Source organism: Pseudomonas sp. B21-035, from assembly GCF_024748945.1.
GTDB lineage: Bacteria > Pseudomonadota > Gammaproteobacteria > Pseudomonadales > Pseudomonadaceae > Aquipseudomonas.
In genome coordinates this window covers 906,509-919,269 of sequence record NZ_CP087179.1, presented here as the reverse complement: position 1 = coordinate 919,269, position 12,761 = coordinate 906,509, and the positions used below count along the sequence as shown (strand labels likewise).

The 12,761-nt window shown below is 62.7% G+C and carries 12 protein-coding genes and 1 pseudogene; 3 read left to right on the top strand and 10 right to left on the bottom strand.

Annotated elements, in window-relative coordinates; translation table 11 throughout:
- The first annotated feature begins 14 nt into the window (after positions 1 to 14).
- Positions 15 to 311, top strand: coding sequence for a DUF1244 domain-containing protein (locus LOY22_RS04105; protein ID WP_045196092.1), 297 nt, complete (start codon positions 15 to 17; stop codon positions 309 to 311).
- Positions 304 to 645, top strand: a complete 342-nt coding sequence (locus LOY22_RS04100) for a HopJ type III effector protein (protein ID WP_258596443.1) — start codon at positions 304 to 306, stop codon at positions 643 to 645. Before LOY22_RS04105 ends, LOY22_RS04100 begins: the two co-directional genes overlap by 8 nt.
- On the opposite strand, the gene LOY22_RS04095 is transcribed toward LOY22_RS04100, so the two are convergent.
- From LOY22_RS04095 to LOY22_RS04065, 8 genes and pseudogenes are all read right to left on the bottom strand, one after another.
- Positions 629 to 1,573, bottom strand: a complete 945-nt coding sequence (locus LOY22_RS04095; RefSeq protein ID WP_258596441.1) for an alpha/beta fold hydrolase — start codon at positions 1,571 to 1,573, stop codon at positions 629 to 631. The genes LOY22_RS04100 and LOY22_RS04095 overlap by 17 nt on opposite strands.
- 9 nt (positions 1,574 to 1,582) lie before the next feature.
- Positions 1,583 to 2,269 (bottom strand): GNAT family N-acetyltransferase, encoded by a 687-nt coding sequence (locus LOY22_RS04090; protein ID WP_045196087.1) that lies wholly within the window; start codon positions 2,267 to 2,269, stop codon positions 1,583 to 1,585.
- A 181-nt stretch (positions 2,270 to 2,450) separates the two neighbouring features.
- Positions 2,451 to 3,665 (bottom strand): enoyl-ACP reductase FabV, encoded by a 1,215-nt coding sequence (gene fabV, locus LOY22_RS04085; protein WP_123564434.1) that lies wholly within the window; start codon positions 3,663 to 3,665, stop codon positions 2,451 to 2,453.
- A 171-nt stretch (positions 3,666 to 3,836) separates the two neighbouring features.
- The gene (locus LOY22_RS27010; RefSeq protein WP_371128694.1) at positions 3,837 to 4,541 is read right to left on the bottom strand and encodes a methyl-accepting chemotaxis protein; all 705 of its coding nucleotides are present in this window, start codon (positions 4,539 to 4,541) and stop codon (positions 3,837 to 3,839) included.
- Positions 4,542 to 4,691: 150 nt separating this feature from the next.
- Positions 4,692 to 4,898 (bottom strand): annotated as a pseudogene (locus LOY22_RS27005) (HAMP domain-containing protein); the annotation flags it as partial.
- Between the two features lie 1,122 nt (positions 4,899 to 6,020).
- Positions 6,021 to 6,854, bottom strand: coding sequence for a regulatory signaling modulator protein AmpE (ampE, locus tag LOY22_RS04075; protein ID WP_045196081.1), 834 nt, complete (start codon positions 6,852 to 6,854; stop codon positions 6,021 to 6,023).
- The gene (ampD, locus tag LOY22_RS04070) at positions 6,851 to 7,417 is read right to left on the bottom strand and encodes a 1,6-anhydro-N-acetylmuramyl-L-alanine amidase AmpD (protein WP_093387983.1); all 567 of its coding nucleotides are present in this window, start codon (positions 7,415 to 7,417) and stop codon (positions 6,851 to 6,853) included. Before ampD ends, ampE begins: the two co-directional genes overlap by 4 nt.
- Before the next feature lie 79 nt (positions 7,418 to 7,496).
- Positions 7,497 to 9,695, bottom strand: a complete 2,199-nt coding sequence (locus tag LOY22_RS04065; protein WP_213602414.1) for a DUF1631 domain-containing protein — start codon at positions 9,693 to 9,695, stop codon at positions 7,497 to 7,499.
- Positions 9,696 to 9,948: 253 nt separating this feature from the next.
- Here LOY22_RS04065 and nadC point away from each other — a divergent pair, with 253 nt between their 5' ends.
- Positions 9,949 to 10,797, top strand: a complete 849-nt coding sequence (gene nadC / locus LOY22_RS04060) for a carboxylating nicotinate-nucleotide diphosphorylase (RefSeq protein WP_045196075.1) — start codon at positions 9,949 to 9,951, stop codon at positions 10,795 to 10,797.
- 63 nt (positions 10,798 to 10,860) lie between these two features.
- Here the strand turns inward: nadC and trxB are convergent, their stop codons facing one another.
- Positions 10,861 to 11,823, bottom strand: coding sequence for a thioredoxin-disulfide reductase (gene trxB, locus LOY22_RS04055; protein WP_045196073.1), 963 nt, complete (start codon positions 11,821 to 11,823; stop codon positions 10,861 to 10,863).
- Positions 11,824 to 11,958: 135 nt separating this feature from the next.
- Positions 11,959 to 12,558 carry a peroxiredoxin gene (locus tag LOY22_RS04050; protein WP_038993853.1) on the bottom strand — a complete coding sequence of 200 codons (600 nt, stop codon included), beginning with the start codon at positions 12,556 to 12,558 and terminating at the stop codon, positions 11,959 to 11,961.
- Positions 12,559 to 12,761 lie beyond the last annotated feature (203 nt).

Sequence of the window (12,761 nt, the reverse complement as noted above, 5' to 3'; positions counted from 1 at the left end):
TCACGAGAACGTCCATGAACGATCAACAGAAACTCGAACTTGAAGCCGCCGCCTTCCGCCGCCTGGTTGCCCATCTGGACAGCCGCAAGGACGTGCAGAACATCGACCTGATGAACCTCGCCGGCTTCTGCCGCAACTGCCTGTCCAAATGGTACAAGGCCGCCGCCGACGAAAAGCAGATCGAGCTGAGCATGGATGAGGCCCGCGAAGTGGTCTACGGCATGCCTTACGCCGAATGGAAATCCCTTTACCAGCAAGAAGCCAGCGCCGAACAACAAGCGGCGTTCGCCAAAGGAAAACCCAATGACTGACCTGAGTACCCTGCGCGCCAGCCTGAAATCCGGCGAACATGCCTTCGCCAACACCCTGGCCTTCATCGCCGCCAACTACAGCTACCAGCCACAAGCCTTCAACAACGGCGGCGTCGACAACGCAGCCGGGCAAAACGAAGGTTCGTGCAAGACCCTGGGCCTGGCCCTGCTTGAGGGCCTGAGCGATGACGAAGCCCTGCTGGCGTTCGGCGAGCACTACCGCTCGGTGCTGGCCACCCCGCAAGGCAGCGACCACAGCAACATTCGCGCGTTGATCGAGCATGGCCTGGCGGGCGTCAAGTTCGCCGCCCAGCCGCTCAAGCGCCTGGGCTGATCAAGCGCCCTGGCGTGCCTTCGGCCAGTTGCCCGTGCTGCAACCAGCGCAGGGCAATTGGCCACAGCCGGTCCTGGAAGCGGCTGTGGAAAAAGGCGAAATGACCGATCCGGCTTTCATCGATATCCCCCGGGGCGATGCGCAGATGGCTGCGCTCACTGGCCTCGAAGTACGCCAGTAAGCGCTCGATCGCCGCCACCGTGCCAAACGGGTCGTCACTCAGGCTGATGGCCAGGGTTTGCGCCCTGACCCGGGCGAAGGGCAATTCACCCAGCGCCCGGCCACTGGGGCGCTGCTCATACGCCGCCGTGCGCGTACTCCAGTCGCGAACCACCCCGGCCGGGGTGTCTTCCAGCCAGCCCAGGCGCTTGCCGGGAAAGTAACCGAACACGCGGGTCAGCAACGGCATCAGCACGTGCCATTTGCCGAACAGTTGCCAGCGGCTGTCGGCGGCATAGTCGCGCCAGTAGGCAAACTGCGCGCCCACTGTGACCAGCCGGCGCAATTGCCCCGCCGAAGGCGCCAGCCCCGCCGCGCAACCGCCAAAACTGTGGCCGACCACATCGATGGGCTGGCCGCGGAACTCGCGCTGGGCACGTTGCAGGATGGCTTCGAAATCCAGCACGCCCCAGTCGCTCCAGGACGCCTGGAAATGGCGCATGGACGCCGGACGCGACTCACCGATGCCACGATAGTCATAGGTGATGACATCCAGGCCATGGCCGAACAGGTACTGGGCAAAACGGGCATAGTAGCTGCAGCGCACCGACGTGGCGGCATTGATGATCACCAGCGGGCGCGTGGCGTCCGGCACCTGCTGGCGCCAACAGAAACCGCCGAGGGCATAGCCATCGGCGGTGATCTCACGAAAGGCCTCGCCGCAGTTGCTGGCAACGGGCAAAGCCGGGAATGCTTCGAGACTGCTCATCGACCTCTGTCATGCCGAAGCCGCTACCCGCGGTGCAGGGACCTTGCGCAAACCGCTCAGTCGCGAGCCATCGTAGCGGGTTTCACGGAACAGGCGCCAGCGTCCGAACAGGCCATACACGTGCATCACCCGCCCCTGCTCGTGATAGCCCATGCGCAGATGCAGCTTGAGCGCCGGAATGTTGTGGGTTTCGCAGACGTCCACCACCTTGTGGCAGCCCTTTTCCCGCATGGCTTCCCACAAATTGACCTGGGCATCCACCGACAGCCGGGTGCCAAAGAAGGCACGGGTCATCTCGCCGCCGAACTCAAAGAACTCGCCGGGCTTCACCGGGAAGGTGCAGCCGTAGTAATGACGGTCGTGATAGTCGCGCATGCTGGCAAAAATAAACGCCACGGCGTCGCCCTGCTCGTCCAGGTACATGTGCCCGGTGTGACCTTCGGCGGCCAGTTCGCGCATGGTCTGCACGCGGTCGCCAAAATAGCGGGCGAAGGCATCGGCGTTGTCCGTGGTGATTTGCACCAGGCGCACCGCAGGATGCTCACGCAGGTTGTGCGGCGGTACCGGGCTGATCAGGTCGCGCTCCATCCACAGCAACTCCCAATGGAAGAAGATGTAGCGCTCACACAGGGTTTTGAGGACCTTTTGCAGACCCTTTTGCCTGATCCGCTCTTTTAGTTTTTGCAGTCCACTCATGGTGCCTCCTGTCGAAACCTTGACGGTTTAAAGGGCATTTGAATGAGTGGTATAGATCAGTGCCGAGGAGGGGGTAGCAAAAGGCCACTGACATACTTGTTTCAAATTGTGTTTCGAGTTTGAAACTGTTGCCGCACCTGAGGAAAAACAGGTGCGACAACAAAGAGTTAGCAACGCCTAATTACAGCTCGACGCAGTCGAACCGTACGTCGGTCGCCACATCGGCGTCATAGTCAACATCCTGACGCTCGAAACCGAACAGGTTGAGGAACTGCTTCTTGTAACCGGCGTAGTCGGTCATTTCGAACAGGTTCTCGGTGGTCACCTGCGGCCACAGGGCCTTGCAGGCATCCTGTACGTCGTCACGCAGTTCCCAGTCGTCCAGGCGCAGGCGGCCTTTCTCGTCCAGCTGCGGCGCAGCACCGTCCGCACGGTACATACGGTCACGGAACATGCGATCCAGTTGATCCTGGGTCCCTTCGTGAACGCCCTTTTCCTGCATGATCTTGAAGACCATCGACAGGTACAGCGGCATTACCGGAATGGCCGAGCTGGCCTGGGTAACCACCGACTTGAGCACCGCCACGTTGGCGCTGCCACCGACCTTTTTGCTCAGGCGCAGGGCAGTTTCGTCCAGGTCCTGCTTGGCCTTGCCCAGGGCACCGTGCCAGTAGATCGGCCAGGTGATCTCGGTGCCGATGTAGCTGAAGGCCACGGTGCGCGCTTGCGGCGCCAGAACACCGGCGGCGTTCAGGGCGTCGATCCACAGCTCCCAGTCCTGGCCGCCCATGACGGTGACGGTGTCGGCAATTTCCTGTTCGGTAGCCGGCTCGATGGACGCCTCGATGATGGTGTCCTTGTTGGTGTCGATGGCGGTCGACTTGTACGGCTGGCCGATTGGCTTGAGCGCCGAGCGAACCAGCTCGCCGGCGCGCTCACCGGCCGAGGCAGGCAGTTTGCGCACTGGCGAGGCCAGCGAGTAGATCACCAGGTCGACCTGGCCGCCCATTTCGTTCTTGATCAGCTCGATGACCTTGGCCCGCGCTTCGTCAGAGAAGGCATCGCCATTGATCGACTTGCTGTACAGGCCTTCGGCCTTGGCGAACTTGTCGAAGGCGGCAGCGTTGTACCAGCCCGCGGTGCCGGCCTTGGTTTCAGTGCCCGGTTTTTCGAAGAACACGCCCAGGGTGTCGGCCTTGAAACCGAACGCTGCGGTGATGCGCGCTGCCAGGCCGTAGCCGCTGGATGCACCGATCACCAGTACTTTTTTCGGACCATCCTCGCGCACGCCCAGCTTGCGGGTGGCTTCGATCTGATCACGTACGTTCAGCTCGCAACCGGTCGGGTGCGTAGTGGTGCAGATAAAACCGCGGACTTTGGGATGGATGATGGCCAATGTCTGTACCTCGTCAGTGAATTTGCTGAGGGAGCCGAATCGCGTGGACTCGAGGTTCCGTTTGCTGTGAGGGTGAGACTACACCCGCAGCGTTGCCGACACATCCGGCTCCCTGGAATCCTGCAGGGCGCTACTTTGTCACAGCGCGGAAAACTTCAGCAACCGCTGATCTCAGACCCGGAACGCACCGATCAGACGCTTGAGTTCCAGCACCTGGGTCGACAGCTGGCGGCTGGCGTCCTCGGTCTGGTGCGCGCCCTGGGTGGTGTTTTCCGCCGCCCGGTTGATCTCGACGATGTTCTGGTCGATGTCATGGGCCACCGCCGTCTGCTGCTCCACTGCGGCGGCGATCTGCTGGTTCTGGTCGACGATACTGCCGATGGCGCCAAGGATGTTCTCCAGCGCCTGCTGCACCTGTTGCGACTCGCCGACGGTGCCCGAGGCCATCTGATGGCTGCTGTCCATGGCCTTGACGGCAGCCCCTACCCCGCCTTGCAGGCGCGAGATCATCTGCTCGATCTCCTCGGTGGAGTGCTGGGTGCGCTTGGCCAGGGTCCGCACTTCATCGGCGACCACGGCAAAGCCACGACCCTGCTCACCCGCCCGGGCCGCTTCGATAGCAGCGTTGAGGGCCAGCAGGTTGGTCTGCTCGGCGATGCTCTTGATCACCTCCAGCACCCGGCTGATAGCCTTGCTGTCGCTGGCCAGCTGGTTGATCACCGCCACCGACTGGTCGATTTCGCCGGCCAGGCGGGCGATATTGCCCTGCTGAGTTTGCACCAGGCCGCGGCCGCTGACAGTTTCGCGGTTGACGCCGTGGGCGCTGCTGACTGCCGCCGCGGCGCTGCGCGCTACCTCCTGGGCGGTGGCCGACATCTGGTTCATGGCCGTGGCCACCTGTTCGATCTGCCCACGCTGGCCGCTGACCGCCTGGTTGCTGCGCGCCGACACCGCGTGCACCTGCTCGGCCTGGCGCTCGACCTCGGCGACGGTGTGGCCGACCTGTTCGATCAGGTCATGAATGCGCCGCACGGTGCCGTTGAATACCTGGCCCAACTCGCCCAGTTCATCGCGGCTGCTGGCCTGGAAGTTCACCGTCATGTCACCGGCAGCGACCTTGTCCATCACCGCGCCGAGGCTTTTGAGGGTGTTGCGGGTCGAGGCGTAGAAGCCGCTGTAGAGGTAGACAATCAGCAGGAACACCGCGGCCAGCGCGCAGACCTGCAGGATCATGTGCGAGCGGTGTTCCGCCAGGCGTTGCTCGAGCTGGTGGCCGAGGAACTCGCCGACGGCGCTGTTGAGCGTGTAGGTCTGCTCGATCAAACCGCTGAACTGCTTGTAGAACCCCGGCCAGGGCGCGTCGAGGGTGTCGGCGACCACGACCTGCTCCTCGATCAGTTCACTGGCCTGCTTGAGCGACGCCTGGCTGCTGCTGGCCAGGCTGCCCAGCCGCGCTTGCGCGCCGGGCTCGGTAGCCAGCGCTTCATCCAGGCGGATGGCGTAGTCGGCGCCGAGTTTTTCCAGTTTCTGCAGCAGGTCATCGAAGCGTGCGCTGGACGCCGAATTGACAAAGCCCTGGCCCAGCGAATACGAGCCGATCGCCCGTCCCTCGCCGAGGGTCTGGGTCACCTGCGCAGTGACCGTGGTCATCAGTTCACTGAGCTGGCGAATCGCCGAGTCACTGTCCTGGCTGAGCCCGGACTGGCTGGCAACCACTTTGCTGAGCACCTGGGCCTGGCCCAGCAGCTTGTCGAAAAACGCCACCTTGCTGGACAGCGAAGACTCGCCCTGGGCCGCCTTGAGGGTCTCGAGCATCTCGCTGCGCTTGTCATCAAAAGCCTTGACCTGTGCTTCATCGCCGCTCATTGCCGCCAAGGCGGACAGGCGCCGCTGCACCTGTTGCTCGACGCCGGCTATCTGCGTCTCGAGATCCGCGGCCTTGCCCGATTGGCCGAGCACGGCATTGATCTGCACCAGGTTGCCGAGGGCTTCCACCTTGCCGCGCAGGGCCAGGCTGCTGGCCAGCAACTCCAGGCTCTGCAGCTCGGTGCGGGTGGCGTGGAACTGCGCATAGGAATCGCGGACCAGGTAATAGTTGGTCACCAGCATGGGCAGGAAAAACAGAATACTGATCAGGCTGAACTTCATCCCGAAGCTCAGTCGGTTCATCAACGCGATGGCCGGATACAACAGGCTGTTCACAGGTGGCGCCCTCCGATTCTTATTGTTCTGCGCACAGTGGCACAAGGCCACTGAGTGTATTCAGCAGCACCTGTATAGCGCATATCGGATCGGGGGTTTGTAACTTAAGGTTAACCGGCTGCGGAGCGACCAACGGCCGCTCCGTCAGGACTCTTAGCCAAGCACGGTCCACAGGGCGAAACAGGCGTACCAGAGCACTGCCGAGCGCAGCAGCAACTCCCACAGGTTATCCAGCCCGAGCAGACCATCGGGGCCTGCCGACGTGCTGGCCGGCAAATCACCGGCTACACGGCCAACTGTGCTGATCAAGCCGGCGGCACTGATGTGCCAGTTGAGCAGTTCGTGCAGCATCACCCGGCTGACCGCGACGAAGTTGCCAACCAGGGCAAAACTCACGCCCAGCACGCGCACCGGCGCCCAGTCAAAGGCGTGGCGCAGTTGCAAGGCATGCTCGCGCAACGCAGGGGTGCGCCCATGTTCGGCGGTCAGCGCCAATAGCCGATAGGCCAGGGCAGCCGCCGGGCCGAGCAGGAAGTACCAGAAAATCACCGCGAAAAAGCTCTGGTAGGCCTGCCACAACAGGTTGCCCTGCACCCGCTCCAGCAATGCCTGGGCATCGTCGGCGGTAAGGCCCAGGTCGCGCTCGGCGACATGCACTGCCGCTTGCTCGTCACCACGGCGCCAGGCATCGCGAAACGGTCCTTGCGCGGCCTTGATGTCGCCACGACCGAGGCTGTAGATCAGCACCAGCAGGTGCACCGGCAAGGCCAGCAAACCGTAGGCCACCGGCTCCAGCACGTGCAGCAGCAAGGCCAGCAGGCCCACCGGCAGCAACACCAGGATGCCCAACACCCACCAGGGGTGGCGTCTGCCGTCACGCTCCAGGCGCGCAAGCTCGGTGACGAAAAAACCGTCGCGTTGCAGGCGCTGGCGCAGGGCCGAGAACTTCTCGAACCACAGCACCAGCAACAGCACCAGAAAACTCATGGGTGTTCCTCCTTGTCCTTGAGGCCGGCGCGGTAGCGCGGCCAGTCAAATGCATCACCAGGGTCGGTCTTGCGTCCCGGGGCAATGTCGCTGTGGCCCTGAATCCGTTCAGTGCCAATGGCTGGCCAGGCAGCCTGGATCTGCCGGGTCAATGTTTGTAGCGCCTGATACTGGGCATCGGTGAAAGGCAATTCATCAGTGCCTTCAAGCTCGATACCGATGGAAAAGTCGTTGCATGCCTCACGCCCGTCGAAACAGGACACTCCGGCATGCCAGGCGCGGTCCAGACAAGAGACAAACTGAGTGACCTTGCCGTCACGTTCGATGAGAAAGTGCGCCGACACGCGCAGGTGCTGGATACCTTCGAAATACGGGTGTTCGCTGGCATCCAGGCGGTTCTGGAAAAATTCCTGGACCTTGCCGGTACCGAACTGTGCTGGCGGCAGGCTGATGTTGTGGATAACCAGCAGGGAGATGACTTCGCCCTCGGCGCGGGCATTGCAGTTGGGCGAGGGACAGTGGCAAACGCCGGCGAACCAGCCAGTAGCGCGGTCCAGTTGCATAGAAAATCCTGAGACACGGGGGCACTGGCTCAGTATGCCCCGTGGTGACGCGGGATGCATCGTTAAAACGCGCAGGAAACTAGCGTGCCTGCGCCTGGCGTAACTGGCTGAGCACAGAGTCCAGGGCCCGGTCGAACAGCAGGGTGTCGTCCAGCTGGCGCACATGCCCGCGGCGCAAGGCCACGGCCAGGGCCATGCGCGACCATTCGCGGACCTTGAGACCGGTGCGGTTGACGAAGATGAAACGGTCGGTGCTGTCGATCTGGGCAATCAGCTTGCAGCGCTGCACCTCGTCTTCATCGAGCAGCTCGACCCAGGCACCGATGCGCAGGCGCTCGACCTGCAGCAATGCCGGGTCGTCATCGGCCAGGCGTACCTGGGCTGCTTGCGGCTCGCCGGCCTCAGGCGCGCGCAGGACGATTTCATCAAGCACCAGCACCCGCTCGCTGACGTCGTTGGGCACCACCCGCCCACCGACCACCGGCGTATCGAACATCTGCACATGGAGAATTTCAAGCTGGGCAAAGAATTCGCTGGTGGCAAACGGATCGAACGCGGCGCTGGCCAGGCCATCGCGCAAGGCCTTGAGCAGGCCCGGCACCAGCTCCAGCAGGCGCAGGCGCGCTACGTCTTCAGTGTGCGGTTGCACGCTCCAGATCAGCTCATCCATGGTCTCCAGGGCTTCGAGCCACTGGCTGGAGGTGTCGCCATGCTTGAGGCAGGCCAGCAACAGCACCTGGCTCCAGGCCTCTTCAAGCAAGCGCACCACCACCCGCGGCAGCGAGCGGCCAAGCAGGCGTCGGTTGAGCTCCTGCTGCACCCGCTGACGGGCCAGGGCGGTACGTGCGCGGCCTTCTTCAGCGTCGCGGGTGCGTTGTTCGAGCAGCTCATTGCGACGTCGCTCATCACTGCTGAAGGCGAGAAATTCGGCGAGCAGTTCGGAAAATATCGCCGGGTCGTCGACAAAGTCGCTGAGCAGGCGCTGGACGATTTTTTCTACCCGCAGGTACAGGCTGTCGCGCTGGCAATCATCGCTGGCGCCCCAGCCCATGGCCGCCGTGGCGATTTCGTTGAGCAGGCGCCGGGCCGGATGGCTGCTGCGGCTGAAAAAACTCTTGTCGAGGACCGCGACCTTGAGCATCGGGATTTGCATGCGGCCGATCAGGGCGCGCAGTGAACGCGGCAGGTTGCGATCGGCGAGGATGAACTCGAAGAGCATGGCGATCAGGTTGATGACATCTTCGTCGACCACCTCGATCTTGCGGTAGGTGCCGCTCTTTACGCTGACCCGGGTCAGCAACTGTTCAAGCTGCTGGTGCAGGTCGAAGTCATCGGTCTGCGCTGTCGGCGGCACGTAATGCTGCAGGTGCGAAAGCAGGCGCAACAGGTCACGGGTGCTGATCGCCTGGACCTGCTCACAGGCCTCCAGGCGCGGGGCAACTCGCCCGCGCACCGGCGACAGCAGCGCCTGCAACGAGGCAAATACCGCCTGGCCGTTGGCATCCAGCGGATCACTGGGCGATTGCTGGTCGGTTGTGCTGGCCGCAGCCTCGCGCTCAGCCGGCGGGCGGTCCTGGGCGCGGCGTCGCGGCACGGCCTTGAGTTCGGGCAACACGCCGGTGGCAATCAGCAACTGGTTGGCCTCGCCGTACAACTGGTCGGCGTCGTGCAGCACATAGCGCTCAAACAATTTGAGGATGATCAGCTTGACCTTGATGCCCACGCCCAGGCTGCGCCCGGCGCGCAAAAAATAATCGCACAGCATCGCCGGGCCCAGCGGGTTGCGCGGATCGTCCAGGGCCTGGCCGACCAGGGCGCTGAAGCGCAAGGTCAACTGGTTGAGGGCGATACCGTCGCGGGCCAGCACCCGCGCGACCATGGCATCCAGGGCCACGGTACGTTCCAGCTCGTCATTGGCCACCAGCGCCAGGCGGTCGTAGCCATGGCTGTGCAGGGCCGGCAGGGCCTCGGGCTGGCCGATCTGCACGAACGCTTCATAGAAATGGTCGAGGTAACCGCGCTCGATGTTCTTGCGCTTGAGGCGCAGGTCGCGCATGGCTTCGAAAAGGATGTTCTGTTCAACGTTGCTCGCGGCCTTGTCGGCCATCTCGAACAGGGTGTCGTCGGCGTTGTCGAACAACGCCTGCAGGCCCTGGCGCAGTTGCAGCGCGGCCTTGTCACGTACCTGCAGAAGCACCACCGGCAGACGAGCGAGGGGCGCTGTGTGCGCCTGATCGGTGATGGCCTTGATCGGCACCACCTTCCCGTCGTTGTGCATCCTGGTCTCCTTGCAGGTTCGATTTTGAGCTTTTTAGCGGTCGTCAAAGCTATGACGCCAAATACAAGGCGCATTATCGAGTAAAAACCTCCTGCTCGCCAGTGCGCACATGCCGCTGCTGATAGACCGGTGCCCGGACAAAAAGCTCAGTTGGCCTGACCAAAGGTCAAGCTTTGGCCGCCACTACAGTGTTTGCTGCAAGCGCGGGCTGCCCTGCCCTATAATCGCCAGCACTTAGCTTGTGGAGCCCGCCATGCCGAATTTACGCCTCGCCGACCTGACCGCCGAAATCGAAGCCAACGTGCGCCGTGCGTTGCTTGAAGACATCGGCAGTGGCGACATCACCGCCCAGTTGATCCCGGCCGAGCGCCTGGCCAAGGCCACCATCATTACCCGCGATGACTGCGTGATTGCCGGCACGGCCTGGGTCGACGCGGTGTTCCGCCAACTCGACCCACGGGTTGCGGTGCACTGGCAGGTCGCTGATGGCGAGCGCGCCAGCGCCAACCAGGTACTGTTCCACCTTGAAGGCCCGGCCCGATCCTTGCTCAGTGGCGAGCGCTCGGCGCTGAACTTCCTGCAGATGCTCTCAGGCGTTGCCAGCCACGCGCAGTTCCTCGCCGACAAGGTCGCCGACACCCAGGTCAAACTGCTCGACACTCGCAAGACCCTGCCCGGCCTGCGCCTGGCGCAAAAGTACGCGGTCACCTGCGGCGGCTGCCATAACCACCGCATCGGCCTCTACGACGCCTTCCTGATCAAGGAAAACCACATCGCCGCCAGCGGTGGCATCGCCCAGGCGATCAGCGCCGCGCACCGCATTGCCCCGGGCAAGCCGGTAGAAATCGAGGTCGAAAGCCTGGATGAGCTCAAAGAAGCGCTGGAAGCGGGCGCCGACATCATCATGCTCGATGAACTGAGCCTGGACGACATGCGCGAAGCGGTGCGCCTGAATGCCGGCAAGGCCAAGCTGGAAGCCAGCGGCGGGGTGACGGAAAGCACCTTGCGGGTGATCGCTGAAACGGGTGTCGACTACATCTCCATCGGAGCGATGACCAAGGATGTGAAGGCGGTGGACCTGTCCATGCGCCTGAGCCTCTGAGGCAGAATGCAGAGACAAAAAAACCGGCCATCAGGCCGGTTTTTTTGTTCACCATCAAACCTGTCAGAGCGCTGCGTTCTGCAGCCCATCCAGGTAACGCTCGACATCCAGCGCGGCCATGCAGCCGGCACCGGCCGAGGTGATGGCCTGGCGGTACACGTGGTCAGCCACGTCACCGGCAGCGAACACACCTTCAACGTTGGTCGCGGTGGCGTTGCCGTCACGGCCACCGTTGACTACCAGGTAGCCGTCTTTCAAGGTCAATTGGCCTTCGAACAGCGAGGTGTTCGGGGTGTGACCAATGGCGATGAACACGCCGTCGACCTTGATTTCGTCGAAGCTGCCGTCGTTGTTCTTCAGGCGCGCACCGGTGACGCCCATGTCGTCGCCCAGCACTTCGTCCAGGGTGGCATTGAGTTTCAGCTCGATCTTGCCTTCGGCCACGCGGGCGTTGAGCTTGTCGATGAGGATCTTCTCGGCACGGAAGGTCTCGCGGCGGTGAACCAGGGTGACCTTGCTGGCGATGTTGGCCAGGTACAGGGCTTCCTCGACGGCGGTGTTGCCACCACCGACCACGGCGACCGGCTTGTTGCGGTAGAAGAAACCGTCGCAGGTCGCGCAGGCGGAAACGCCTTTGCCCATGAACGCTTCTTCCGATGGCAGGCCCAGGTAGCGAGCGCTGGCGCCGGTGGCGATGATCAGTGCGTCGCAGGTGTAGGTGGCGCTGTCGCCCTTGAGGGTGTACGGCTTGCTGGCCAGGTCAACGGCGTTGATGTGGTCGAACACCACTTCGGTTTCGAAACGCTCGGCGTGTTCCTGCATGCGTTGCATCAGCGCCGGGCCGGTCAGGCCGTGGGCGTCGCCCGGCCAGTTGTCGACTTCGGTGGTGGTGGTCAGCTGGCCGCCAGCTTGCATGCCGGTGATCAGCAGCGGCTTGAGGTTGGCGCGCGCGGCATAGACGGCGGCGCTGTAACCGGCAGGGCCGGAACCGAGGATGATCACTCGCGAATGGCGTACTTCAGACATGTCACACTCCTGTCGAGCTGGCACTTGCTGGCCAGCATCGTTTTGCCGGGATCGCCGGCTGGAATAAAAAAGAACCTGCGAAGCACTTGGGGAAGGCTTTGGGTCGCAGGTCCTGAAAAGCGTTAAGCCACAGCCTTACAGGCTGGCAGCGTTTTCGGCCAGGTAGTCGGCAACGCCCTTGGCGTCGGCCTTCATGCCTTTCTGGCCCTTGCGCCAGCCGGCCGGGCAGACCTCACCGTGCTGTTCGGTGAACTGCAGGGCTTCGACCAGGCGGATCATCTCGTCGACTTCACGGCCCAGCGGCAGGTTGTTGACCACCTGGTGCTGGACAACGCCTTGCTGGTCGATCAGGAACGAGGCACGCAGGGCCACGCCGTCATCGTGCTCGATACCGTAGGCACGGGTGATCTCGTGCTTGACGTCGGCGACCATGGTGAACTCGACCGCGCCGATACCGCCCTTCTCCACCGGCGTGCTGCGCCAGGCGTGGTGGGTGAACTGCGAGTCGATGGAAACACCGACCACTTCCACACCCAGCTCGCGGAACTTGTCCATGCGGTTGTTGTGAGCAATGATTTCCGACGGGCAGACAAAGGTGAAGTCCAGCGGCCAGAAGAACAGCACGACGTACTTGCCGCGCAGGGAAGAAAGCTTGAAGCTGTCGACGATCGAACCGTCGCCCAACACTGCCGCCGCGTCGAAATCAGGGGCTTGCTTGTTGACCAGAATGCTCATGGAAACTCCTTGAAAGTCAGAATTCGAAGGCGTTGAAAAGATGTGCGCACTTTAGCGAGGTGGCAGAGATTAAGGAAATATCCTTAGACAATCCACCTTATAGGCCGGCTCTATTCATCAGCAAAGGCGCGCGCGGTTTATCTATGAGCCCTGGCCGCAGATGCTGCCGAGGTTTTGTTACAGCCCGTTTCTCGCTCTGCGCC